This window comes from Frateuria hangzhouensis (genome assembly GCF_026410505.1).
GTDB classification, from domain to species: Bacteria; Pseudomonadota; Gammaproteobacteria; order Xanthomonadales; family Rhodanobacteraceae; genus Frateuria_A; species Frateuria_A hangzhouensis.
The window spans coordinates 60,246-86,035 of the sequence record NZ_JAPMIU010000009.1; the positions used below are offsets into that span (position 1 = coordinate 60,246).

Consider the following 25,790-nt stretch of genomic DNA (forward strand, 5'->3'; position numbering starts at 1 on the left):
GCAGCAAGCCAAGGGAAGACAACGTCATGGCCGAGATCAGTCGCAGCGCCCTGTTCGGGAAACTCAACAAGCTCGCCTACCGGGGCATCGAAAGCGCCACCGTGTTCTGCAAGTTGCGCGGCAACCCGTATGTCGAGCTGGTGCACTGGATCCACCAGATCCTGCAGCTGCAGGACTCGGATCTGCACCGCATCGTCAAACAGTTCAACATCAACCCGTCCAACCTGGCGCGCGACGTGACCGACGCGCTGGACAAGCTGCCGCGCGGTTCGACTTCGATCACTGATCTGTCCTCCAACGTCGAGGAGGCGGTGGAGCGCGGCTGGGTGTTTGCCACGCTGATGTTCGGCGAGGCGCAGGTGCGCAGCGGCTATCTGATGATCGGCATTCTGCGCACGCGCCACCTGCGCAACGCGCTGGTCGGCATTTCCGCGGAATTCGACAAGATCAAGCCCGAGACGCTCGTGGAGAAATTCGCCGAGGTGGTCGCCGGTTCACCCGAGGACGGCCAGGCGGCAAGCGACGGCTTCCAGATGGGCGGCGCCGTGCCCGGCGAGGCCAGCGGTGCGATGGGCCCGGCGCAGATGGGCAAGCAGGAGGCGCTCAGGCAGTTCACCGTCGACCTCACCGCGCAGGCGCGCGAGGGCAGGATCGACCCCATCGTCGGTCGCGACGAGGAGATCCGCCAGGTGGTGGACATCCTGATGCGCCGCCGCCAGAACAACCCGATGCTGGTCGGCGAGGCGGGCGTGGGCAAGACCGCGGTGGTGGAAGGCTTCGCCCTGCGCATCGCCCAGGGCGACGTGCCGCCGCAGCTGAAAGACGTGGAACTGCGCACGCTGGACGTGGGCCTGCTGCAGGCCGGCGCCAGCATGAAGGGCGAGTTCGAGAACCGCCTGCGCCAGGTGATCGAGGAGGTGCAGTCATCCCCGAAGCCGATCATCCTGTTCATCGACGAAGCCCACACCCTGGTCGGCGCCGGCGGCGCGGCCGGCACCGGCGACGCGGCCAACCTGCTCAAGCCCGCGCTGGCCCGCGGCAACCTGCGCACGGTCGGCGCCACCACCTGGGCCGAATACAAGAAACACATCGAGAAGGACCCGGCGCTGACCCGCCGTTTCCAGACCGTGCAGATCGACGAGCCGAGCGAAGAGAAGGGCATCCTGATGATGCGCGGCGTCGCCAGTGTCATGGAGAAGCACCACCGCGTGCAGATCCTGGACGAGGCACTGGAAGCGGCCGTCAAGCTGTCGCACCGCTACATCCCCGCGCGCCAGTTGCCGGACAAGGCGGTCAGCCTGCTCGATACCGCCTGCGCCCGCGTGGCGATCAGCCAGCACGCCGTGCCGCCGGAAGTGGACGACACCCGCAAGCGGATCCAGGCGCTGGAAACCGAACTGGCCATCATCGCCCGCGAGAAGACCGTCGGCGTCGAAGTGGCCGAGCGCGAGGCCAATGCGGGCGAGAAGCTCGCCGTCGCCAGGGCCTCGCTGGAAACGCTGGAGATCAACTGGCAGGTCGAAAAGGGCCTGGTCGAGAAGATCCTGGCCATCCGCGCCCGCCTGCGTGGCGACGCCGCGCCGGTCGAAGGCACCGGCAGTGCGCTGGAAGAGGCCGCCAACACGGAGGCCGGTGCCGTCGCGGTGGCCACCGCCGCGCTGACCGACGCCGAACGCGCCGCCGCGCTGGAAGAACTCAAGGGCCTGCAGGCGCAACTGTCCGAGCTGCAGGGCGAGAACCCGCTGATCCTGCCGACCGTCGACTACGTGGCGGTCGGCTCGGTGGTCTCGGACTGGACCGGCATTCCGGTAGGCCGCATGGTCAAGAGCGAGCTCGAAACCGTGATGAACCTGGCCAGCCTGATGGGCAAGCGCGTGATCGGGCAGGACCACGCGATGGACATGATCGCCAAGCGCATCCAGACCAGCCGCGCCGGCCTGGACAACCCGAACAAGCCGATCGGCGTGTTCATGCTGGCCGGCACCTCCGGCGTGGGCAAGACCGAAACGGCGCTGGCGCTGGCCGAGGCGCTCTACGGCGGCGAGCAGAACATCATCACCATCAACATGAGCGAGTTCCAGGAGGCGCACACCGTCTCCACGCTCAAGGGCGCGCCCCCGGGCTACGTGGGGTACGGCGAAGGTGGCGTGCTGACCGAGGCGGTGCGTCGCAAGCCTTACTCGGTGGTGTTGCTGGATGAGGTCGAGAAGGCCCATCCGGACGTCCACGAGATCTTCTTCCAGGTGTTCGACAAGGGCGTCATGGAAGACGGCGAAGGCCGCCAGATCGATTTCAAGAACACCCTGATCCTGCTCACCACCAACGCCGGCACCGATCTGATCGCCGGCCTGTGCCAGGACCCGGACCTGATGCCCGAACCCGAAGGCATCGCCAAGGCTCTGCGCGAGCCGCTGCTGAAGGTGTTCCCGCCGGCACTGCTCGGCCGGCTGGTGACCATCCCGTACTACCCGCTGAGCCCGGAGATGCTGGGCAAGATCGTCGAGCTGCAATTGGGCCGCATCAAGAAGCGTATCGAAGCGCGCTACAAGATCCCGTTCGAATATGACGAGGACGTGGTCAAGCTGGTGGTCAGCCGCTGCACCGAGAGCGAATCGGGCGGCCGCATGATCGATGCGATCCTGACCAACACCATGTTGCCGGACATCAGCCGCGAGTTCCTCAACCGGATGATCGAAGGGCGGCCGGTGGCCGGCGTCCAGGTGGGCGTGAAGGAAGGAGACTTCGGCTACGCCTTTGCCTGACCCGTCACGGGGCAGCTCGTCGCCGACCGCCCCGTTGTCTTTTTGCCCCACGTCCGGCTCGCCGGATTGCGTCGTTCGCGAAAGGAAAAGTCATGTCCAACGTCGTCCTCTGGACCGAGACCGACCATAAGACCCGCGCCGAGCTGCTCGCGCAGACGTGCAACACCCAGGCCATCGATTTCAAGGCCACCGCGCCGGTGACGCTGCAGGGGCTCGATACCCTGACGTTCTGGGGGCACGGCTTCGCCGACTCGTTCTGCGGCTTGAAGGTGGAGGAGTTCGTCGACGTCGTCTCGGGCTGGGTCAAGTCGAACAAGGGCGTGCAGACGGTCGAGATGATCTCCTGCAACCTGCGGCACCGGCAGGGTTCGCACCCGGATTCGTTCACCACCAAGCTGGTCTCGCGACTGAAGAAGAAGCACGCGAAGATCACCTTCAAGGCGCTGCCGGTGGCCAGGACCAAGCTTGGCGTGACCTGCGAATTCTCGATCCTGCAATGGCATCCGCGCAGCCGGACCTGGGCCTATTGCGCCGCCCCGGGCCGGGACGACAAGTACATGTTCGGCGTCTGCCTGGTACTGCAGGACCACATGCCGCCGCGGGGTAACCACGATGGCTTCTTCCGCGCCTACAACAGCGTCCTGGGCAGCGGCTACCTGCACACCAACAAGATCGGCAAGGACGCCACCGGCAGCACCAAAATCGAGGCATGCCGCATGAACGACATGCTGTGCATCGCCAACAACGCCTACATGCTGGCCGGCGCGATCGGCTCGTTGCGCTGGCACCTGGTCGACATCCGTGCATGAGCCTCGTCGCCCAGCGAAGCTTCGCCAGCGTGGGAGCGAGGCGACCGGTGCAGCGGGCCTCATCGAGACGAGCCCGGGCGCATCGGTGGATGCGCCCGGCCGGTAGCGCCTAAGGAGCAGCGCATGGTGGACTGGAACAAGACATTCAAGGCGGAGTACGACTACGCCAGGTCGTGGTTGAAGAGCGACCAGCGCTTCGCCAGGCACTGGCAGCCGCTGGTTCGCGATCTGCAGCGCCTGATGTCCGACGATGGTTTCGATGCGGGGCGCGCCAGCGTCCTGTCCGACCTGCGCAAGAAATCCACGCAGGGGGAGGGGAGCCTGCTTGGCCACAAGAAGGTAACTCCCGACCGCGGCCTGCTCGAGGCGGTAGGGGCCTGGTCCGACGACGGCGCAGGGCTGCCCGACGACACGCAGAAGATGCGGGCCGCCGCGCTGAAGCTCCTGAGCCATACCTATCTGCTCAATCGGTCGGGCAGCCGAAAGGTATGGATCGTGTCGATGCCCAACGACTTCGTTGCCTGGCCCTCGGACGACATCAACGCTCGATCGCCGACCCAGATCGCGCTGCGAATACTCCTGCGCAGCAGCGAAGAGGTCTTTTCACAGGAGCAGAAGAAATACCTGGCGGTATCGACGCAACAGGCGATGGCGTGGTGCCAGAAGGCCGGCATCGTGCTCGCCAGCGCCGCCAAGGCCGCTTCCGGCAAGGCCGGTGGCAAAGGCGTGGATGCGATCAACCTGGTCAAGCGCTGGTTTGCCGACCCGGCTACCAGCGTGGTCGACCTGCAGGCCTACATCGACCGTTTGTCGATCGGCCTCAAGGCGATCATCGCGATGCTCAACCGGGGCCATTTCGTCCTGACCGACTGGATACCCCTGCGCACGGCCTCGACCCAGGACGAGATCAATTTTCTGATGTCCGAAGCCTTCACCTTTCCCTCCCGGGGCGAGGGCATGGATACGGTCTACATCGAGCGCTCGTTCTTTACCCACGATGCCGGCGGCGTGGTGCATGGGCAAAAGAACTGGACGCGCGTGCTGGTACACGAACTGACGCACCTGGTGTGCGGCACGGAGGACGTCAACATCGGCAGGGCGCGCTATGCGCATTACGGCATCGGACCGCATGCGGGTTTTCCGGGATCCGCCGCGATACGGAATGCCGACAGCTGGGCGTTTTTCCTCGCCGATTGCGCGGGTGCGCTTACCGACGGCGAGCGCAACCATGCGTTGAAGATCATATGAAGGCGATCCACGGCTTCGCCTTCGTGCTGGCGATCGGCGCCACGGTATCGTGCAGCGTCGATGCTCCGGCGCGCCCTCAACCCCACCAGGAGATCAGGGACATGCCCACCCGACCCGCCGCCAGCCGGCCCTCGCCCCCGGAGGTCGCGCCCGTCGTGCATGACGGGGTGCGCTACGAACAGGACCGGCATGACGATCGTGCAGGGGATCAGCCCGGAGGCTACCTGGCGGCCATCGACGTGCGCACCGGTGCCCGGCTCTGGCGCCTGAAGGTTTATGCCATTGCACCGCAACCGCCGGACGCGCCGGTGCAGGCGCTGTACTTCCGTTCCATGCGCCTGTCGCCCGATGGCTCCACGCTCGCCATCGAGAACGAGGCCGGCGGCGTCTATCGGGTGGATCTGGCCACTCGCTCGTCCGTGCAGATCTCCGGTCCGCCCGAAACGGCACCGCCGTCGCAACCCGCCAGGCCCAAACCGACCGCGGAGTAGTCGTCGGCCTGGCGCGCACCGCCCGTCATGGACGGCCAATTGAAGCGGCTGTGGATCAGCCGGCTGTACGAATCGAAGGTCGATCCGAACATCGAAGCCGATGTGCAGTGGTCGTTCTTCAAAGGCATGCACCTGGACGCCGGGCGGAACGCGCTGATCGTCGAGGACGAGAACGGACGCCGCTATCAGGTCGACCTCGCCGACGGCCGCGCGCACTGACGGCGGCGTAACCAGTCGTCAACGCTCGAGCTGCGACGTCCCGGGACGCCATTGCGATGCCTGCAATTGCGCAGAAGCCGCTCGACCGCTTCAAGTTCTTTTCCACGCCCGGTTGCGTTCGATGCAATCGGGGAACCCGACAGCCGTACCACCACATCGAGGGCGCGCCATGGCCATGAGTGAGGATGAATTTTCGGCGAACCTGACCGTCCAGTCGCTGAAGCCCGCCGTCAACGAGGCCGAGGGTCACATCAAGGCGAACAGCCTTGGCAGCTTGACCGGCAAGCGCCTGCAGGAGCTCGTCGATGCGGTGGACAGGTCGATCCGCAAGCGGAAGACATTGAAAACCATGGGTTCGGACACGGGGCACCAGACCCGCATCAGCGTCGAGGAGTCGTTCCTGGCATCGCTGCGCAAGGAGGCGGCAGCGCGCGACGCGAGCGAGGCGGCGCGCAAGAGTGCGGCGCAAGCGGCCGCGCTGAAGGATTTCAAGTTGCCTGCCGGCGCGACCTGGGAAAAAAGATAGCTTCACGACGGGCACGGTCGCCGGTTCGTGCTGGATCGGGCCGTCCGCTCGTCGGTGCAGGTTGCCCGATCGCCCGAAACCGGGGCGCCGCCGCTACCGCAGGATCCAGGCCGGCCAGTGATCAACCGCAGGCCGGCGTAACCGCCCTCGGGCGATGCCAGCGCAGACCGCATCATCGTTCCGCGCGACCGGAAAATTCACTACGAAAGGGGAAACCATCCATGCCAAATGCAGCGTTGAGTCGTGAGGAGTTCATGGCGCTGGGCGAACTGGCCAAGGCGCGCCGCACATTGCTGGTCAACATGTTTGCCGGCACCCAGTTGAAGTTCGGCATGGCCAGCCGCCTGACTTCGGCCAAGCAGTTGCTCACCAGCGGCAAGAAGATCAAGAGTTCCACCGAAAAGCTGGTCAAGGGCGGCAAGAACACGAGCAAGGTGGTCAGCCTGCCGGGCATGAAGGAGGCGGTGAGCGACTTCATGGTGCAGTGCGCCGACGTGAACGGCATCGAGGACATCATCGAAGCGGTATCCGGCGAGGTGTTGGCCAACCTGGTGGCGGAAATCACCCCGGTGCTGGGCGTGGTCACCAGCGGCGTGAAGCTGGCCAAGGCGGGCAAGACCGTGGCCCAGGACGGCTACAACCTCTACAAGAGCTCCGATTACAAGCAGGGTTTCCGGCCCGGTGACCCCTATGCCGCGGCCGAGGCTATCCAGGCGATCATCAAGCGCGACCTGGCCAGGCATTCGGTCCAGCTCGGCCAGCACAGCGTGGCCACCGGCGCCAAGATCGCCGGCCTGTTCGCCGACCTGGGCACCGCCACCACGGCCGGCATCGGCGCCGCCAATGCGTTGGCGAGCCTTGGGCTGCAACTGTTCTCGCTGGGCTTGGATATCAAGGACCTGCGCGCCGGCAATCGCCGGCTGGCCACGCCCAACACGCTGGACCTGACCGTGTTCAACGAATGCCCGGTGCTGGGCTGTTACCTGCTGACCTGCGCGGACACCTCGTCGGTGGCGAACATGTTCGTGGCGGACATCGGCATGCCGGGCTGGATGGACCGCGTGGAACAGATGAAGAAAAAGCAGATGGATCCGATGCTCAAGATCGCCAGCAAGAACATCCAGGGCTCCCGCCTGCAACTGGACGGGCTCAGCAGCAACAAGGGCACCCACACGAAGAAAAGCTTCTTCGCCGGGGTCAAGCACAAGGCGCTCAAAAAGGTCGGGATCGCCTGATCGGGCCGGGCGCACCGGTTTGCGGGAAGGGAGTGCGTCCGGCACGCATCCTGTGGCCGTCGATACCGCGAAACGCCGCGGCCGGATACGGCGCCAGAGGCATCCGGTCGGAGCAAGGACAAACGTGAAAGGCGCGTGACCAGATTTGCCCGGCTTTTACGGATTCACCTATAGGCAACGCTGGCCGGCCCGGCCGGCGTTGCCACCACCAGGGGCAATCGCCGGGTTCCAGGGGCGGTGCGAAATCCAGGCTGGACGCCGTTCCCGGGTGGCCAGGCTCTGCCGACGGCCGCCGTTGGCGGAGCGGCGCGGCACGCGTGGTCGCACCCCGGGTCGAACGACGTCCAGCGAGGAATCCGCATGCAGCCCGCCGCCCGCCTCACCGACATGCACGTCTGCCCCATGGTCACCGGCGTGGTGCCGCACGTGGGCGGCCCGATCACCGCACCCGGCGCGCCCAAGGTGCTGATCGGCGGCCTGCCGGCGGCCCGCATGGGCGACATGGCGACCTGCGTGGGCCCGCCGGACTCCATCCTGGCCGGGTCGCCCAAGGTGTTGATCGGCGGCCAGCCGGCGGCGCGCCTGGGCGACAGCTGCGCGCACGGCGGCGCCATCGTGCTGGGCTGCTTCACCGTGTTGATCGGCTGATGGCCCTCGCCTCCGTGCCAGGACTGCGATCGACGCCGCGCGCGGTGGCGGCGCTGCCCCCGGGGGCGGCACTGTGGTGTTCCCGATTGCCGGAGAGTCATGCCATGGGTTTGTTCGATCGCCTGGTCCTTTTTTCCGACGTCCGCGGCAAGGTGGTGCAGCGCGGCAAGCCGGTGCAGGGGGCCGAGCTCGTGCAGAAGGTGGTGTGGTCGGACGACGAGAGCGCGATCTCGCAGCGCACGACCACCGACGGCCAGGGCGCTTTCCGCTTGCCGGCCATCGAACGCAGCGCCGGACTTCGCCGGATGATCCCGGCCCAGCCGACGATGCTGCAGACCATCGCCATCCACTACCAGGGCGTCGAATACCTCGCCTGGCGCCACGGCAAATCGTCCTGCGAAGACCGCGCGGAGCTCGACGGCCGCCCGATCGAACTGGTCTGCGAGCTCGATCGCACGCACGGCTTCGAAGGAAGGCATTACGGCATCGGCAGGACCGCGTGACGCATGCGGACGGTCAAACGCGCCCAGGACGAGCAAGGCATGGCAACTCGACTCTCACCCATCCAGACGGCTGAAGCCGCCGACAGCAGCCACCGGGATCGCCTGGCGAGCCGGCCGGGCGAGGTCCAGCTCGCGCCGCCGCGCGCCCGGCAAGGCGCCATCGCCGGGCGGCTTTCCCGATGAGCCGCGGGAGGCCACGCGTGCAGCCGAACGCGAACCACGTCTACGTCCGGCCGGGCGCCGGCATGGCGGCGCGGGACCATCGTGCCACCCTGCAGCGGGCCCTGCGGGCGCACCAGTCCGACCGGCTCGATGTAGCCGAGCGCCTGTACCGCCAGGTATTGCAATGGCATTCGGCCCAGCCCGATGCCTTGCACTACCTCGGCGTGCTGTGCCACCAGCGCGGGCGCAGCGACGAGGGCGTGGAGCTGGTCCGCGCGGCGCTGGAGATCACGCCCCGCCACCCGGATGCCCACAACAACCTCGGCAACATCCACAAGGAATGCGGACGGCCCGTCGAGGCCGAAGCCTGCTACCGGCGCGCACTCGAATGCAGCCCCGGGCACCACAACGCGCTGGGCAACCTGGCGGTGGTGCTGGAGGTGCAGGAGCGGCTGGACGAGGCCTTCGAGGCCTATGGCGCCCTGCTGCAGCAGGCGGGCGACGATGCGCGCGGCCACTACCTGATGGGCCTGTTCCTGCGCAACCACGCGCAGCACATGGAGCATCTGGAACAGGCCGCCGCATGCTTCCGCCGCTCCTTCGAACTGGACGAGCGCGGCCTGCGGGCACTCGAAGCGCTGGGCGTGACGCTGTACGCGCTGCAGCGCCGCGACGAGGCGCGCCAGGTGTACCGCGACTGGCTGGCGCGCGAGCCGGACAACCCGGTGCCGCGCCACATGCTGGCCGCCTGCGGCGGCGCCGAGGCACCGCCGCGCGCGGACGATGCCTACGTGCGCGAGCTGTTCGACGGCTTCGCCGACAGCTTCGACGAGCAACTGCTGAAAAACCTCGACTACCGCGCCCCGCAGGTACTGGCCGACGCCCTCGGCGCGGTGCTGGGCGCCCCCGCGAGCGCGCTCGACATGCTCGACGCCGGTTGCGGCACCGGCCTGTGCGCGCCACTGGTGCGCCCGTATGCGCGCCACCTGGCAGGCGTGGACCTGTCTGGCGGCATGGTGGACAAGGCACGCGTCCGCGGCGGTTACGACACGCTGGACGTGGCCGAACTCACCGCCTACCTGCAGGGCCATCCCGCTGCCTGGGACGTGGTGCTCTCGGCCGACACGCTGGTCTATTTCGGCGACTTGCAGGAAGCACTCGCCGCGGCCCGCGCCGCCTTGCGGCCCGGCGGCTGGATCGCCTTCACGCTGGAGGCGATGGACGAGGACGCCGACCGCGCCGAGCTGACGCCCAGCGGCCGTTACCGGCACACCCGCCGCTACGTCGAACGCGTGCTCGCGGCCGCCGGTTTCGAGTTGCCGCGCATCACCCCGGATGCCTTGCGTCGCGAAGCCGGGCAGCCGGTGCCTGGCTGGGTCGTGCTGGCGCGGGTGCCCTCATCCGTTGCGGGGGAAACCGCGTGATCTGCCGATGCCCCGCACGGGGGGCCAATACCATCCGCGGCTCAGGGACACTGGCCACCGTTGAGCGCACTGTCGGCATCGCAGCGCAGATCCTTGCCCAGCGGCTCCAGCCGGCCGTCGATGGCGCCCGCGCAGATCACTTCATGCTCGGCTCCGTCGGCGCCAGCGACCCGCACCCCGGCGCTGCGCCGGCCCTGTTCGGTGTAGTCGAACACGGCGTAATCCACGTCCGCGCGGCTGAAGCCCACTTCGGTGCGTTCGGCCTGGTAGCGCGCGTAGTGTGCGTAGCCGAGTTTTTGCGGACCCTCGGCCGCGTCCTGTGGATAGGCCAGCTCCACCTTCGACGCGGTGCCGTAGCGGTACTGCAGGGCGCCCGGCAGGCCGCCGCACAGCGCGATGGTCTTGTGCCGCGCGGTCGGGCAACTGAAGTAGGTGGTTTCGCCGGCGCGGCACAGGCCGCTGGCAAACGAGGCGGACGGACCGGCACAGGAGCCGGTGAACAGCGCGGCCATGGCCACGGCAAGGATGCGTTGCATGCGGAAGGCCTCCGTTCCTGCTGGCTGGGTCATCGACGGGAGGCCTGCGCTTGATAAGCCCGATCGAGCTTGCCGTCGTAGTCGTTCTTCTTGTAGCCGGGGCCGTTGTAGGCCTTGGCGAAGTCGGCCCATTGGTGCTTTTTGAGCGCCTTGTTCATGGCCTCGTCGGCCATCACGAAGCGGGCGAACGCGTTCAGGTGTTCGGTCTCAGCGCGCGCCATCGCCAGCACGAACAACTGCACCGAGGCGAAGCCGGCGCTTTGGTGGTTCGTGCCCATGATCTGGAAACGGCCCCACGAGGCCGACTTCAGCGCCGCGTCCGGGTCCAGGCCGTAGGCCTTCTCCAGTTTCCGGTACTGCGCGGAAAACTTGCCGTAGCCGCCCGCCGTCGCACTGGAAATGTCCGGATGCAGCTTGTCGTGCCGGCCCTGGGTCAGGCGATGGAAGTAGTGGCGTTCGAACAGGATCCGCGGACGCCCGGAATCGTCGAACGCCTTGCCGGAGGTTTCCACCTCGGCCACCGCCCTGATCGTCGCCGCGTCGGTGCCGAGCAGCGTGGCGGCCGCCTCGTAGCTTTTCCCGTCGAGTCCCATGCTGGGGTTGAGGCACATGCGAAACAGGAATGACACATCCGGCCGGAGCGCGTCCGGCGTGCCGGGCAGCCGGAACGGCGGATGGACCGCCTGGCACACCTGCGCCGGCGGCGTCAGCCATGGAACCAGGCTCTGCAGGCTGAAGCGCCCGGTGGATGCCGATTCGGCCAGCAGCGGGTCGGAAATGCGGGAATGGGCCATCGCGGTGTCGCCTTCGGGATCGGAACACGCCGCCCGTGCATCGGTGGGCGGGCAGCCAGTCGTGCGCCGCTCTTATAGCAGCTTTCCTCCGGATGTAACCCACGGGCGGAGATACACCCGATGAGCCAGTTGATCACCGTGAGCTCGCCCAAGTGCGACGGGCTGCTGTTCTCCGGCATGACGACCGACGAGCAGTTGGGCCGGATGTTTTCCTATCACCTGGAATTCGCCTCCCGCGACGCCGCCATCGACCTCAGCGGCCTGCTCGGCAGCCCGATGACGGTGACGCTGGCCACCGCGGACGGCTTCGAACGGGAGTTCAACGGCATCGTCTGCGAGGCCGCGCAGACCGGCGCCGAAACCGTCGACGGCTTGCACTACGCGCACTACAACGTGCGCCTGGTACCCAGGCCGTGGCTGCTGGTGGACAAGGTCGACTGCCGCATCTACACCCAGATGTCGGTGCCGGAGATCGTCAAGCAGGTGCTGTCCGATGCCGGCTACACCGACCTGCAGCTGAGCCTGAGCGCCAGCTATGCCAAGCGCGACTACTGCGTGCAGTACCGCGAAAGCTGCCTGAACTTCATCAGCCGGCTGCTGGAGCAGGAGGGCATCTATTACTTCTTCACCCACAAGGGCGGCACCCACACCATGGTGCTGGCCGACGGCGTGGGCGCGCACGCCAAGGCGCCGCATTTCGACAAAGTGCCGTATTCGACCACCCGCGACAGCGTGCTGCGGCCGGAGTCCACCATCACCGAATGGGTCGCCGCGCGGGGACGCGACGCGACCAAGTACCAGCTGATCGACTACGACCCGCTCAAGCCCAAGACCTCGCTGCTGGCCAACGGCAGCTTCGAAGGGCATGGCGGGCAGGGCCCGGAGCTGTTCGACTTTCCCGGCGAACACCAGGAGCCCGCGGTGGGGAAGCACTACGCGCAGATCCGCGCCGAAGCGCTCAGCGCGTCGCGCTCGCACTGCAATGGCGCCACCAGCGCGTGCGGCATCGCCATCGGCGGGCTGTTCACGCTGCGCGACCATCCGCGCAGCGACCAGAACAGGGAATACCTGGTGATCGCCACCGCCATGCAATTGCATGGCGGCGACTATGCCTCCGGCGGCGCCGGTGCCGCGCCTTCCTTCAGCTGCAACTTCCAGGCGATCGAGAGCAACCGACCGTTCCGCAGCCTGCCCAGCGCCGCCAAGCCGGTGGTGATGGGGCTGCAGACCGCGGTGGTCACCGGCAGCGAGACCGACGAGGACATCGCGATCGACGATCACGGCCGCGTGCAGGTCACGTTCCACTGGAACAGGCCGGACAAGCCCGGGGCCAGGAGTTCCTGCCCGGTGCGCGTGGCCTCGACCTGGGCCGGCAAGGGCTGGGGCGCGGTCAGCCTGCCGCGCGTGGGGCAGGAGGTGGTGGTCAGCTTCCTCGAAGGCGACCCGGACCGCCCGCTGATCATCGGCAGCGTCTACAACGGCGACAACACGCCGCCCTACGGCCTGCAGGCGACCAAGACGCAGAGCGGCGTCAAGAGCCGCAGCCTGCTCGGCGGCGCTGCCGACTTCAACGAACTGCGCTTCGAGGACAAGAAGGGCCAGGAGGACTTCTTCATCCACGCGCAGAAGGACATGCACGAAGAGGTCGAGAACGACCACGTGGTCACCATCGACCACGACGAGACGGTGACGGTGAAGCACGACCAGACGCTCACCGTGGAGAACGACCAGACCGGGACGATCAAGCATGACCGCAAGGTCACCGTGCAGAACGACGACAAGCTGGACGTCACCAACAACGGCACCACCGGCATCGGCAAGAAGTTCAAGCTTTCGGCCGGCACCGAGATCGAGCTCGTCACCGGCGCCTCCAGCATCGTGCTCAAGAGCTCCGGCGACATCGAGATCAAGGGCGTCAACATCAAGATCACCGGCAGCGTGTCGGTGAAGGTCGAAGGCCAGGCCGAGGTCGGCGTCAAGGCGGGCGCGAAGATGGACCTTGGCGCCGGCGCCAGCCTCAAGATGCACTCCGACGCCATGCTCGAGGTGGCCGGCGGTGCCATGGCCACCGTCAAGGCACCCATGCTCACGCTCAAGGGCGACGGCATGAATCAGGTGTCCGGCGGCATCGTGATGATCGGATAAGGGGAAAGCCATGTCGCCAGTCGTACAGGCAGCCGAGCAGATGGAACTGGCCGCGCCCGCGCGCGCGCGGCTGGAATCGCACATGAACCCGCAGCAGGCGGTGCAGGCGCTGCTCGCCGAAGGCGAAACCCAGGATGCGCTCAAGCTGCTCGCGCGCTTGCTGCCCAAGCGCTACGCCGTGGCCTGGGCCTGCCAGTGCGCGCGTGACCTGGCGCTGCCGATGGAAGACAAGGCCGGCGCCGCGCTCGCCGAACAGTGGGTGCGCGAGCCCGACGAAGCGCACCGGCGTGCCGCCTTCGAATTCGCCAACGCCGGCGGCTACCGCACGATCGGCGCGTGGCTGGCCGCCTCGGCCGGTTGGTCCGGCGGCAGCCTGGCGCCGGCCAGCCAGGAAACGGCGGTGCCGCCGGCCGAACACCTCACCGCCTGTGCCGTGGTGGCCGCGGTCAACCTGATGGCCGGGCTGGAGACCGGGCGTTTCGAAGAGCGCCGCGCCGAGTTCATGGCCAGCGCCATGAGCCTGCTCGGCGCCGGCAGCCCGGCCCACTGACGGAGACGATGCGCGTGGCCAACCCCCAGACACTCGTTCTCGCCGTGCTCGGTTCCCAGGCCGCGCAGTTCGGCGCGCGCGCCCAGAAGTCCTTCGAAGCTCGCGACGGCAGCATCGGCCGTGCCGACGATTGCGACTGGGTGCTTTCGGCCGCCGGCATCTCCCGCGTGCATGCGATGGTGCGCTGCCTCAACGGCATGTATTTCATCGAAGACCGCAGCACCAACGGCATGTTGCTCAACGGCCGGCCACTGGTGAAGGGCGACCCGGCGTCGCTGAAGGACGGCGACCGCCTGCAGATCGACACCTTCGAGGTCGGCGTGCGGCTGCAGGCGGACAACGCGACCGTGGTGCAGCCGGCGGCTTCGCCTCCGCTGGCGGCCGTGGCGCCGATGTCCGCCGCGGCGCCCTTGCCGGGCGGGGACTTCCTGGGCGACATGCTCGGCGATGATCCCTTCGGCGAGCCGCTGCCCGTGCGCGGTGGTCCGGACGAGCCGCTGATTCCCGGCGCCGGCGCCGCGGCCGGCGCGCTCGATCCGCTGGCGTTCCTGGACGAGCCCTTTGCCGCCGCGCCCGCGCATGCACCGGCGCCGGCCGAGAGCTGGAACCACTCCAGCGGCATGGCCGACCATTTCCATCCGCCGGCGGTCGCCGGCCAGCGCGAGGCGTTGCCGGAGAACTGGGACCTGACCATGGGCGACTTCGCGCCCAAGGCGCCGCCCCCGCCGCCGCCCGCGCCCGTGATGCCGCCCGCCGCCGCACCGGTCACCCCTGTCGCGCCGGTGGCGGTGGCACCCGCGGCGCCCGCCGCCGGCCTGCCGCCGGAGCTGGATACGATCTTCCGCATCGTCGTCGACGGCGTGATGGACGTGCTGCGCGCGCGCGCCGAGATCAAGAACACCTTCCGCCTGCCAGTGACGCTGATCCAGCGCTCGGAAAACAACCCGCTCAAGTTCGCCCCGACCGCCGACGAGGCGCTGCAGAAGCTGCTCGCACCGGCCAACGGCGCCTTCCTTTCGGGCACCGACGCCTTCCAGGACGCCTTCGACGACATCCGCTGCCACCAGATGGCGATGCTCGCCGGCGTGCGCGCGGGCTTCGAGGCGGTGCTGGCGCATTTCAATCCCGACCGCTACGAGCAGGAAGTCGATGGCGGCAAGCGCTCGGCCTTCGGCGGCAAGGGCCGCTACTGGGAGCGCTACCGCGAGAACTTCGAGGGGCTGGCGAAGGATCCGGACGAATGCTTCCGCCGCCTGTTCGGCGACGAGTTCGCGCGCGCCTACGAGGAGCAGTTGGCGCGGCTGAAGTCGGCGCGGGCGAGGCAGCGGTGAAGGTGCATGGCGTTTTTCACTTGAAAAACACGCACTAGAAGAAGGGCCACCGGGCTTCCGGCAGCCGTCCATTGCAGGAGCGCCCTTGGCCGCGACCGGTGGTCCGCGGTCGCGCCCAAGGGCGCTCCTGCAGCAAGAAGCCCAAGAGCAACCAACGAGCAGACAGGTCATGACGCAGAACAACAAAGTGGTTTGGAGCGAAGGTCTGTTCCTGCGGCCGCAACACCTGCAGCAGCAGGAGCGCTACTTCGAGCGCTTCGTCGAACTGCGCGCCGGTGCCCTGCGCCCCTACGCCTGGGGCTTCCAGGAACTGGAGCTGGAGCCGGACCTGCTGGCGATCGGCAAGCTCGGCATCCGCCGCGCACGCGGCATCTTCCCGGACGGCACGCCGTTTTCCATGCCCGGTGACGACCCGCTGCCGCCGGCGCTGGAAGTCGATGCCAACTGGCGCGACCAGACCGTCTACCTGACGCTGCCGCTGCGCTCGCCCACCCAGCCCGACAGCGGCCGCCCCGAAGCGCCGGCCGAACGGCTGTTCCGCTATCGCGTGCGCGAGACCGAGGTGCGCGACAGCTCCGGCAGCGTGGAGGGCCTCACGCCGCTGGAGGTCGGCGGCATGAGCTGCCGCCTGCTGCCGCAGTCGCAGCCGATGGAAGGCCTGGCACAGATCCCGGTGGCGCGCATCGTCGAATGCCGCGCCGATCGCCGCGTGATGCTGGACGAGGCGTTCATGCCCACTGCGCTGAGCTGCCAGGCGGTGCCGCGGCTGACGACCTTCCTCACCGAATTGCTCGGCCTGTTGCACCAGCGCGGCGAGGCGCTGGCCAGCCGGGTGGCGCTGACCGACCGTGGCGGCGCCGCGGAGATCGCCGATTTCCTGATGCTGCAGGTGGTCAACCGTTGCCAGCCGCTGGTCGCGCACCTGGCCGAGGCACCGCTGGAACACCCCGAGGCCTTCTACCGCACGCTGGTGGCGATGGCCGGCGAGCTGACCACCTTCACCGCGCCGGGCAAGCGCCCGCCGATGTTTCCGCCGTACCGTCACGAGCTGCTGCGCGAGAGCTTCGAGCCGGTGATCGTGGCCCTGCGCAACGCGCTCAGCGCCGTGATGGAGCAGACCGCCACGCCGATCCCGCTGCAGCAGCGCAAGTACGGCGTGTGGGTGGCGATGGTGCCAGACATGACCCTGCTCGACACCGCCGCCTTCGTGCTGTCGGCCAAGGCGGACATGAAGTCCGAGGAGCTGCGCCGGCAGTTGCCCGCGCACGCCAAGATCGGCCCGACCGAGAAGATCCGCGACCTGGTCAACCTGCAACTGCCGGGCATACCGGTGCAGCCAATGCCGGTGGCGCCGCGGCAGATCCCCTACAACGCGGGCTACCTGTATTTCGAGTTCGACAAGCACGCGCCGATGTGGCGTGAGCTGAAGACCTCCGGCGGCATCGCCTTCCACTTCGGCAGTGAATTCGCCGGGCTCGACCTGCAACTGTGGGCCATCCGGAGTTGACGTCATGACCAACGGCCCCTTTGACGACGACATGCGCGACGCCACCGTGGTGCGCCCGCGCGGCACGCCGGCACCAGCCGCACCGGCGCCGGTCGCGGCACCGCCTGCGGCGGCCTACGCGCCGCCGCAGGCGGGCGCGAGGCCCGTCACCGATGAGGACATCAGCGGCTTCCTCGGCGGCGGCATGAATCCGCTGGTGCAGGCGGCCAGCCCCTTGCTTCTGCTCGCCGTGCAGGTACGCCACAGCGCCACCGCACCGGATGCCACCCGCCTGCGCGAGCAGGCGGTGACCCAGGTGCGCCGCTTCGAAACCCGCGCGCAGGCGGCCAACCTGCCACAGCAGACCGTGCTGGCGGCGCGCTACGTGCTGTGCGCGATGCTTGACGAATCGGTGCTCAACGCGCCGTGGGGCGAGCACAGCGGCTGGGCACAGCAGACTCTGCTGGTGGCCTTCCACAGCGAGTCTTACGGCGGCGCCAAGTTCTTCCAGATCCTCGAGCGGTTGTGCGCGGATTTCTCCAAACACATCGACCTGATCGAGCTGATGTACCTGTGCCTGGCGCTGGGCTTCGGCGGGCGCTACCAGATCGAGGCCGGTGGCCGCGCCAGGCTGGCGGACATCCAGGAAGACCTGTACCGGCGCATCAAGGAGCAGCGCGCGCCGGCGGCGCAGGAACTGGCGCCACACTGGCGCGGCGTGGAAGACCGTCGCAATCCGCTGGTGCGCTACGTGCCGCTGTGGGTGATCGCCACGGCCGCCGCCTGCGTGCTGCTGGGCGCATTCCTGTTCTTCTACACCCGGCTCAACGACGCCTCCGCGCCGATCAGCGCGCAAGTCGCGCGCGTCGGCCTGGAAAGCGCGGTGCCGCCGGACACCAGCAACCGCCCGCCACCGGCGCGCAAGCGGCTCAAGCAATTGCTGGCCCCGGAAGAGCAGGCCGGCCTGCTGGCCATCGACGAGCAACCCGACGGCCAGGCGCTGTTGCGTCTTTCCGGCAACGCCATGTTCGCCTCCGGCGGCGTCGAGGTGAACGAGCGCCAGTTGCCGCTGCTGCACAAGATCACTGCCGCGCTCAATCAGGTGCCGGGCCGCGTGATCGTGATCGGCCACACCGACGACCAGCCGATCCACTCGCTGAAGTTCAAGGACAACTTCGCGCTGTCCGCGGCGCGCGCCGAGTCGGTCAGGCAGATCCTCACGCAGGGCCTGGACAACGCCGGCCGCATCGAATCGACCGGCGCCGGCGCCTCGCAGCCGATCGCGCTGCCGCCGGACCTGCCGGAAAACCGCACGCGCAACCGCCGCGTCGAAATCAAGTTCATTCCGGAGGCCTGACGCCGTGGCGAAGTTGCTGAGCCTGTTCAAATCCGCCTGGTTCGTCACGCTGGTCGGCATCGCGCTGCTGTCGGTGCTGGTGTGGCTGGGCGGACCCTACCTGGGCATCGGCGATGCTCAACCGCTGGCCAGCCCGGTCGCGCGGTTGTTGCTGATCATGCTGTTCGTACTGGCTTGGGGCGCGTGGCTGCAGGTGCAGCAACTGCGCGCGCGCGGCAAGGCCAGCAAGATGTCCGGCGAGCTGGCCGGGCAGGGCGCCGCGGCGCCTGCCGGGAATGACGACAACCGCAGCGCGGCCGAGCGTTCGCAGTTGCAGGGCCGTTTCGCCGAAGCGGTCGAGACGTTGCGCAAGCGCCGCCGCGGCAATCTCTATGCACTGCCGTGGTACGTGGTGATCGGCCCGCCGGGCTCGGGCAAGAGCACGCTGCTGCAGAACTCGGGGCTCAACTTTCCGCTGTCCGAACGCTTCGGCAAGGAAGCGCTGCGCGGCGTGGGCGGCACCCGCAATTGCGACTGGTGGTTCACCGACGAGGCGGTGTTCCTCGACACCGCCGGACGCTACACCACGCAGGATTCGGACCGCGCCGCCGATTCGACCGCCTGGGGCGAGTTCCTCAAGCTGCTGCGCCGCTACCGCAAGCGCCGGCCGATCAACGGCGTGATCGTGGCGATGAGCCTGTCCGACTTGATGGTGCTGGACGAGGCCGGACGGCAGGAACATGCGCGCGCCATCCGCCGGCGCCTGGACGAGCTGTCCGAACACCTGAAGATCGGCGTGCCGGTGTATCTGGTGCTGACCAAATGCGACCTGGTGGCCGGCTTCGGCGAGTTCTTCGACGATCTCAACCCCGAGCTGCGCAGCCAGGTTTGGGGCGTCTCGTTCCCGGTGGGCAAGACCATGGATGGCAGCGCCGCCAAGGCCTTCGCCGATGAATACCGGCTGCTGCTGGACCGCCTCAACACGCGCACGCTCGACCGCCTGCACGCCGAGCGCGATCGCGGCCGCCGCGCCGCGGTGCTGTCCTTCCCGCAGCAACTGGCGGCGCTGGGCGAAACCGCGCGGCAGTTCGTCGAGGGCGTGTTCGCCAGCCACGCCTATGGCACGCCGCCATTGCTGCGTGGCGTCTACTTGACCTCCGGCACGCAGGAAGGCACGCCGATCGACCGCATGATGGGCGCGGTGGCGCGCACCTTCGGGCTGGACGTCGCGCGCGTGCACGCGCCCGGTGCGCAGCGGCGCACCTTCTTCGTCGAGCGGCTGCTCAAGGACGTGCTGTTCCGCGAATCGGGCCTGGCCGGCACCAACCCGGCGATCGAGCGCCGCAAGGTGGCCATGCAACTGGCCGCCTATGCCGGCATGGCGTTGCTGACCGTGCTGCTGTGCTTCGGCTTCGCCACCAGCTACGCGCGCAACCGTGCCTACCTGGGCCAGGTGCAGGGCGCGCTGAAGGGCTATCCCGCCGGCATCGACCTGGAAGCCAGCGCGACCCCGAAGGAATACTTCGCCAAGGTGCTCGACCGCCTCGAGGCACTCTCGGCGGTGAAGCAGACCGCCACACCCGAAGGCGGCGCGCCGCTGTCGATGCGGCTGGGCCTGTACCAGGGCAGGGCGGTCGGCGAAGACCTCCACGCGGCCTACCTGCGTGAACTCAACGCGCTGCTGCTGCCCGGCGTGGGCGCGCAGTTCCGCGGCGGCCTGGCCGCCAGCGCGAGCGATCCGCAGGCGCTTTACTACTACCTCAAGGGCTACCTGATGCTGGGCCAGCCCAGGCATCTGGACGCCGACGAACTGGTCGCGCTGACCAACCTGGAATGGCGCAAGGTGTTCCCCGACGAACCGGTGCTGCAGCAGGCGCTGGCCCGGCACTTCCAGGCGCTGGTGGACGACCCGGCCCAACTGCGTGCGCTTACCCTGGACGGCGCCCTGGTGGAGCAGGCGCGTACCACGCTGCGCACCGCCGACCTGTCCACCCTGGTCTACGGCAGCATGAAGCTCTCCGCCGAGAACGCCGGCAAGCCGCTGCAACTGGACAAGGAACTGGGCCTGCTCGGCAACGTGTTCCGCCGCAAGAGCGGCAAGCCGCTGTCCGAACCCCTGCCGGCCGTGTTCACCCAGCCGGTGTTCGCGATCGAGGCGGACAAGGGTATCGACGAGGCGGTCAGGCAGTTCGCGCAGGACGACTGGGTGTTCGGCGCCGAGCCGATCGACGCTATCGCACAGGCGCGTCTCTCGCGGCAGGTGCTGGCGCTCTACGAGACCGACTACATCAAGGCCTGGGACGACCTGCTGGCCGACCTGCAACTGCAGCCGATCGGCAGCATCCAGGACGCCAGCACCATCGCCGCCAAGCTTTCCGGTCCGAGCTCACCGCTGAAGTCGCTGCTCCAGGTGGTGGGCGCCAACACCAGCGACATGCTGCGCGCGCCCACGCCGGACGCGGGAGACAAGGCGCTCGCCGCGGCCAAAAACGCGGCGGCCAAGAAGGCCACCCAGAACGCGCTCGGCCGCGCGCTGGCCAAGGCCGGTGGTGGTGCCGGCGCGGAGGAGGCGCCGCCCGGCAGTGCGATCAGCGCGCATTTCGACACCCTCAACAAGCTCAGCGAAGGCGCGCCAGGCGCGGCGCCGATCGACCAGACGCTCACCGTGCTGGATCAATTGAGCAAGACCCTGCTCACCATGACCGACTTCAGCGATGCGGCCGGCCAGCCCAATCCGCAGTTGCTGATGGCGCAGCAGGCGGCCGCGCAGTTGCCGCCGCCGGTCTCCGGATGGGTCGCCTCACTCACCGGCAAGAGTCAGGCGCTGGTCGCCAGCGGCACCAAGGGCGCGCTCGGCGAGCAGTTCCAGCAGGCCGCCGCGCAGGATTGCGCCGCTTTCACCCAAGGCCGCTTTCCGTTCTCGCCGACCAGCCGCAACGACATTCCGGTGCAGAATTTCGCCGAGCTGTTCGGCTACGGCGGTCGCTACGACGGCTTCTTCAGGCAGACGCTGGCCAAGCTGGTCGATACCAGCGGCCGCACCTGGCGGTGGAAGAGCGGGCCGGGCGCGGTGAGCGGCTCGGCCTCGATGCTGGCGCAGATGCAACTGGCCGACAGCATCAAGCAGATGTACTTCCGCAACGGCAGCGCCGTGCCGGAAGTCGGCTTCACCCTGGTGGCGCCAGTGCTGGCGCCGGGCATCGGCCGTTTCTCCATCGCCGTCGACGGCCAGACCTTCGACTACAAGCCCGGCAACAACACCAGCATGGCGATGAAGTGGCCGGGGCCGACCCCGGGACAGGTCAAGGTCGCGGCCTGGGACACGGCCGGCAACCTGCTCAGCAGCTACGACTACCAGGGCGACTGGGCGTTCTTCCATGCGCTGCAGGCGGCGCACCTGGCCCGGCAGTCCGACCTGCGCTACCAGGCGCATTTCGACTTCGGCGGCCAGGCGGTGCAACTGGTGGTGCAGGCCAGCAACCTGAAGAATCCGTTCCTCAACACGCAGGTGCAACGCTTCAGGTGCGGGGGATAGCCATGTCCGGACCAGCAGGGGGCTGCGGTACCGGCAACGTGGGGTTCTTCGGCAAGCTGCCGGGGGCAGGAGATTTCGTGCAGCGGCGGCTGCCCGCCAGCTTCGTCGAACGCTGGGATCCGCACTTCGAACAGGCGGTCCACGCCAGCCGCGAGGCATTGGACGGGGACTGGGCACAGGCCTACCGGACCAGCCCTTCCTGGCGCTTCGTGCTGGCGCCGCAGGTGTGTGGCGAGGGCGCCTGGGCCGGCGTGTTCGGGCCGGCCGAGGATCGCGTGGGCCGCAGCTTCCCGATGGTGCTGGCCGCGCCGCTGGCGGCCACGCAGGTGGTGCCGCTGCTGCGCGACGGCGCCGGCTGGTTCGACGCGCTGGCGCGCGTGCACACCGAGGGCCAGCGTGGCGCGCCGGTCGACGCGGAAGGCTACGACGCGCTCGTCGCGGCGCTGCCGGATCCGGGCATGCTGGCGCTGATGCCCGCCGACCCGTCGGCCGGCCTGGATTTCAGCCGCGCCAGTCACTGGCGCCTGCCCCTGCCGGCGCGCGCGATCGACACGGTGGCACTGGCCGCTCTGTGGCAACGCCTAACCGGCCAGGGCGGACCCTGGTGCCTGTGGTGGAGCGAAGGCGCCGGGCGCGTGCCGCCCGGCATCCTGGCTACCCGTGGCCTGCCCGCGCCGGAGGCCTATGCGGGCTTCCTCGATGCCGCGTGCGCCAGCGCATGGCAGACGCCAGCGGGCGTGCCGTTCGCCGCCGGCGAGCCATCGCCCCTGGTCAGCGCGCCAGCCGCATCGCCGCGCGACGCACCCGACGACGACATCACCGTGCCGGGGTCGTTCCGTCACACCAACGAGGTCGCGGCGATCCCGCCGCTCCCGGTCGGGACGCCGCCGGCCGAGCTGTCGGTGCAGACCGCGCCAGGTACGGCGGTGGTCCGCCATCCGGCCTGCGCGCTGACCCTGGTGGCGACCGACAACGGCGCGCCCGATCCACGCCGCCGCGCAGCGGCGGCCATCGCCAGCGTCGCCACCGAACTGGCCGCCGCGGACGAACCGGCCCCGGGCACGCAGGCCCTGCGTGCCCGGCTGATAGCCCTGCATCCACACCTGCGCCATACCGGCATGCGGGAGGATGGCGCGGTGGTGGCCGCGCGCGTGGCCGGCAGCCAGGCAGGGTTGCTGCGCATCGGCACGGCCGGTGCCTGGCACTGGCGGGGCGGCCGCCTGCGCCCGTTGTTCGCCAACGCACCGGCGCAGCCGCCGTTGCCCGGCGGCGGTGAACTGGACGACCTGCTGTTCGGCGGCGGCGATGCCTCGCCCGCCCCCGGCCTGGGTGCAGACGGCGCGCCGGCGTGCGAGCAGGTTACCTGCGAGCTGCGCCCCGGCGATCGCCTGGCGCTGCTGGCCGGCGCGGCGCACATCCAGCTTTCGCTTGCGACCTTGAGCCAGGCGCTCGCTGCAACTTCGGCCGCAGACGCGCAGGCCCGCCTGGCCCAGGCGCTGGGTCCCACTCACTCGCGGCCCTGGCCGCTCGCCGTGATCGAGGTGCAGCCATGACCGTGCGTTACCTGTCTGCAGGGCATACCGACACCGGCAAGGTCCGCCGCCACAACGAGGACGCGATCCTGGTGCGCGAGGATGTCGGCCTGTGGGTTGTCGCCGATGGCCTCGGCGGCCATTCGGCCGGCGATTACGCCAGCGGGTTGATCGTCGAGCGGCTGGGGTCGCTGCCGCGCACGGGCGACGTGTTCGATTTCATCGAGTCGATCGAGGACACGCTGGCCCAGGTCAACGCCGAGCTGCGCCAGGTGGCCGTGGTACGGGGCGTCGACCTGATCGGCTCGACCGTGGTGCTGCTGGTGCACGATCCGGATTTCATGCTGTGCGGCTGGGTCGGCGACAGCCGCGCCTATTGCTTCGAGGACGGCCGGCTGCGCCAGCTCACCCGCGACCACGTGCACGGAGTCAAGGACGAGGTCACCCAGTTCGCCGGTGGCGCCGCGCCCGCGCGGCCGCAGCCGGGCGCGGGCGTACTGACCCGCGCGATCGGCGCGGAGGAACGGCTGTTCGTCGACTGGGTCGTCGCCGGCAACCGCCCGGGCATGCAATTCGTGCTGTGCTCGGACGGCATCAATAAGGAAATGACCGACGAGGAAATCGACGCCCAGTGCGCGCGCCTGCAGGCGCCGGGCGAACTGCTGCAAGGGCTGTTCGCCATGGCCCTGGGCCGTGCCGCGCGCGACAACGTATCGGCCGTGATCGTGCGGTTGCAGGACTGAAGGCAGCGATGGACACGGCCTCCCTCAGCGCACTCATCGATGCTTACAAGACGGGCACGCTCACGCTGCCCGCATTGCTGGTCGATGCGCTGGCCACGCGCGGTGCGGTACCGGCGGATCAGCATGCGGCCGAGCTCGCGTGGCTGGCGCGGATGCAACAGGAGGGCAAGCTCGAAGCGAGCGTGGCGCAGCTGGTCGGCGAACGCCTCGAGGCACTGCAGGCCAACGCCGACGATATGGCCACCGTGGTCAATCCGGCGCGTCCCGCGCCGGCGATCGGCGGCGACGACCGGGCCACTTGCGTGATGCCGGCCACGCAAGCCGAACCGGTTCCGCCGCCGGCCGACCAGGCGACCGTGGTCAAGCTGGCTTCCACGGCGCAAGGCGCAACCCATACCGGCACGAGCCCTCCATCGCTGGCAGCCGCGCAGACGACCGGTGGCACCGCTGGCGTCGATGCGTCCGACTGGCAACGCATCGCCGATGCCGAGGTCGGCGGCCAGGCGACGGTCGGCATGTTGCTCAAGGGGCGCTTCCAACTGGAGCGCGAGATCGGCCGCGGCGGCATGGGCGTGGTGTTCCTGGCGCGCGACGAACGCAAGGTCGAGGCACGCGACCGCGACCCGTATGTCGCAGTGAAAGTGCTCAACGACGAGTTCCGCCGCCATCCCGATTCGCTGATCGCGCTGCAGCGCGAGTCGCGCCGCTCGCAGTCGCTGGCGCACGACAACATCGTGCGCGTCTACGATTTCGACAAGGATCGCACCATCGTCTTCATGACGATGGAGTACGTCGACGGCTCCGACCTCAAGACACTGATCCGCGAGCGTGCCCCCGGGGGCATGCCGCTGGCACAGGCGCGACCGCTGATCGAGGGCATGGCGCGGGCGCTCAAGCGCGCGCACGACGCCGGCGTGGTGCACTCGGATTTCAAGCCGGGCAACGTGATGGTCACGGCCGCGGACGTGCCGAAGGTGTTCGACTTCGGCATCGCCCGTGCAGGCAAGCAACCGGGCGACACCGCCGAGGACCAGACCGTGTTCGACGCCGGCAAGCTCGGCGCGCTGACGCCGGCCTATGCCAGCCTGGAGATGATCGAAGGCAAGCCGCCGCAGCCGGCCGACGACATCTACGCGCTGGGCTGCGTCGCCTTCGAGCTGCTCACCGGCAAGCATCCCTTCGATCGCGTCAGCGCCGAAGTCGCGTTGCGTGAACGGCGCCGGCCGCCGGTCGTGCGGGGCCTCACCGCGCGACAGTACCGGACGCTCTGCGATGCCGTGGCGTTCACCGCGGACAAGCGCCTGAATAGCGCGGAACAGCTCGTCGAAGGCCTGCGCGAGATCGGCGCGGGCGAGCGCTTCGGGCGTCCGCTGGGCTACGCGCTGGCCGGCCTGCTGGTACTGCTGGCGGCCGGCTGGTTCGGCATGGGCCAATGGCGCGCGCGGCACGTCGCCGAGGTCGCTGTCCGCTTCCAGCCGGACAGCCCGCTGCGCTTCGCTGACGAAGCCGAAGCCGCCGCGGCGCTGGGCCGCCTGGGCGACAACGAGCGCAAGCAGTTGATGCTCGACCAGGGCGAGGCGGTCCAGCAATTCCTGCTCGACCGGGTCGATGACTACTGGCATCCCGCCGCAGGCCGGCGCGATTACGCCGCGGCACAGCGGGTGTTTGCGCTGCCTGCGCAGCTGCACCTGTTCCTGCCGCGGCTGGACCTCAGGCGCATCGCCGTGGAGAAGGAAAAACGCGAGCTGGACCACCCCACGATCGCCAAGGCCGCA

20 protein-coding genes and 1 pseudogene are annotated in these 25,790 nt (G+C 68.7%); 19 read left to right on the forward strand and 2 right to left on the reverse strand.

What is annotated here, in order from left to right:
• Positions 1-26: 26 nt before the first annotated feature.
• From tssH to OSC30_RS11215, 10 genes are all read left to right on the forward strand, one after another.
• Positions 27-2,762 (forward strand): type VI secretion system ATPase TssH, encoded by a 2,736-nt coding sequence (tssH, locus tag OSC30_RS11170; RefSeq protein WP_267171928.1) that lies wholly within the window; start codon positions 27-29, stop codon positions 2,760-2,762.
• Positions 2,763-2,854: 92 nt separating this feature from the next.
• Positions 2,855-3,571: a hypothetical protein gene (locus tag OSC30_RS11175; protein ID WP_267171929.1), complete on the forward strand. Its 717-nt coding sequence runs from the start codon at positions 2,855-2,857 to the stop codon at positions 3,569-3,571.
• 123 nt (positions 3,572-3,694) lie between these two features.
• A complete protein-coding gene (locus tag OSC30_RS11180; RefSeq protein WP_267171930.1) occupies positions 3,695-4,819 on the forward strand; it encodes a M35 family metallo-endopeptidase in 1,125 nt (374 codons plus the stop codon).
• Complete coding sequence (locus OSC30_RS11185) at positions 4,816-5,310, forward strand: PQQ-binding-like beta-propeller repeat protein (RefSeq protein WP_267171931.1); 495 nt, start codon at positions 4,816-4,818, stop codon at positions 5,308-5,310. The genes OSC30_RS11180 and OSC30_RS11185 overlap by 4 nt, the downstream gene beginning before the upstream one ends.
• A 27-nt stretch (positions 5,311-5,337) precedes the next feature.
• Complete coding sequence (locus tag OSC30_RS11190; protein ID WP_267171932.1) at positions 5,338-5,529, forward strand: hypothetical protein; 192 nt, start codon at positions 5,338-5,340, stop codon at positions 5,527-5,529.
• Positions 5,530-5,698: 169 nt separating this feature from the next.
• Positions 5,699-6,055, forward strand: a complete 357-nt coding sequence (locus OSC30_RS11195; RefSeq protein WP_267171933.1) for a hypothetical protein — start codon at positions 5,699-5,701, stop codon at positions 6,053-6,055.
• Between the two features lie 221 nt (positions 6,056-6,276).
• Positions 6,277-7,290, forward strand: a complete 1,014-nt coding sequence (locus OSC30_RS11200) for a hypothetical protein (protein ID WP_267171934.1) — start codon at positions 6,277-6,279, stop codon at positions 7,288-7,290.
• Between the two features lie 360 nt (positions 7,291-7,650).
• Entirely contained in the window at positions 7,651-7,938 is a 288-nt protein-coding gene (locus OSC30_RS11205; protein ID WP_267171935.1) for a PAAR domain-containing protein, read from the forward strand.
• A gap of 104 nt (positions 7,939-8,042) precedes the next feature.
• Positions 8,043-8,441 carry a DUF6795 domain-containing protein gene (locus tag OSC30_RS11210; protein WP_267171936.1) on the forward strand — a complete coding sequence of 133 codons (399 nt, stop codon included), beginning with the start codon at positions 8,043-8,045 and terminating at the stop codon, positions 8,439-8,441.
• Between the two features lie 245 nt (positions 8,442-8,686).
• Entirely contained in the window at positions 8,687-10,027 is a 1,341-nt protein-coding gene (locus OSC30_RS11215; RefSeq protein WP_267172023.1) for a tetratricopeptide repeat protein, read from the forward strand.
• 41 nt (positions 10,028-10,068) lie between these two features.
• On the opposite strand, the gene OSC30_RS11220 is transcribed toward OSC30_RS11215, so the two are convergent.
• Together OSC30_RS11220 and OSC30_RS11225 are read right to left on the reverse strand one after the other, a co-directional pair.
• Positions 10,069-10,563 (reverse strand): hypothetical protein, encoded by a 495-nt coding sequence (locus OSC30_RS11220; RefSeq protein WP_267171937.1) that lies wholly within the window; start codon positions 10,561-10,563, stop codon positions 10,069-10,071.
• Positions 10,564-10,592: 29 nt separating this feature from the next.
• Positions 10,593-11,357, reverse strand: coding sequence for an N-acetylmuramidase family protein (locus OSC30_RS11225; RefSeq protein WP_267171938.1), 765 nt, complete (start codon positions 11,355-11,357; stop codon positions 10,593-10,595).
• A gap of 120 nt (positions 11,358-11,477) precedes the next feature.
• Between OSC30_RS11225 and tssI the strand changes: the two genes are divergently transcribed.
• The 9 genes and pseudogenes from tssI to OSC30_RS11270 all read left to right on the forward strand — a co-directional run.
• Positions 11,478-13,502 carry a type VI secretion system tip protein TssI/VgrG gene (tssI, locus tag OSC30_RS11230; protein ID WP_267171939.1) on the forward strand — a complete coding sequence of 675 codons (2,025 nt, stop codon included), beginning with the start codon at positions 11,478-11,480 and terminating at the stop codon, positions 13,500-13,502.
• 10 nt (positions 13,503-13,512) lie between these two features.
• A complete protein-coding gene (locus tag OSC30_RS11235; RefSeq protein WP_267171940.1) occupies positions 13,513-14,052 on the forward strand; it encodes a DUF6931 family protein in 540 nt (179 codons plus the stop codon).
• Positions 14,053-14,066: 14 nt separating this feature from the next.
• Positions 14,067-15,383, forward strand: a complete 1,317-nt coding sequence (gene tagH, locus OSC30_RS11240; protein WP_267171941.1) for a type VI secretion system-associated FHA domain protein TagH — start codon at positions 14,067-14,069, stop codon at positions 15,381-15,383.
• Between the two features lie 169 nt (positions 15,384-15,552).
• Entirely contained in the window at positions 15,553-16,890 is a 1,338-nt protein-coding gene (tssK, locus tag OSC30_RS11245; protein ID WP_267171942.1) for a type VI secretion system baseplate subunit TssK, read from the forward strand.
• Between the two features lie 4 nt (positions 16,891-16,894).
• Positions 16,895-18,226: a type IVB secretion system protein IcmH/DotU gene (gene icmH / locus OSC30_RS11250; protein WP_267171943.1), complete on the forward strand. Its 1,332-nt coding sequence runs from the start codon at positions 16,895-16,897 to the stop codon at positions 18,224-18,226.
• A 4-nt stretch (positions 18,227-18,230) separates the two neighbouring features.
• Positions 18,231-21,740 carry a type VI secretion system membrane subunit TssM gene (tssM, locus tag OSC30_RS11255; RefSeq protein WP_267171944.1) on the forward strand — a complete coding sequence of 1,170 codons (3,510 nt, stop codon included), beginning with the start codon at positions 18,231-18,233 and terminating at the stop codon, positions 21,738-21,740.
• Positions 21,741-21,742: 2 nt separating this feature from the next.
• Positions 21,743-23,293 (forward strand): type VI secretion system-associated protein TagF, encoded by a 1,551-nt coding sequence (tagF, locus tag OSC30_RS11260; protein WP_267171945.1) that lies wholly within the window; start codon positions 21,743-21,745, stop codon positions 23,291-23,293.
• Positions 23,290-24,015, forward strand: coding sequence for a PP2C family protein-serine/threonine phosphatase (locus OSC30_RS11265; RefSeq protein WP_267171946.1), 726 nt, complete (start codon positions 23,290-23,292; stop codon positions 24,013-24,015). The genes tagF and OSC30_RS11265 overlap by 4 nt, the downstream gene beginning before the upstream one ends.
• A gap of 8 nt (positions 24,016-24,023) precedes the next feature.
• Positions 24,024-25,760 (forward strand): annotated as a pseudogene (locus OSC30_RS11270) (protein kinase domain-containing protein); the annotation flags it as partial.
• Between the last annotated feature and the right edge of the window lie 30 nt (positions 25,761-25,790).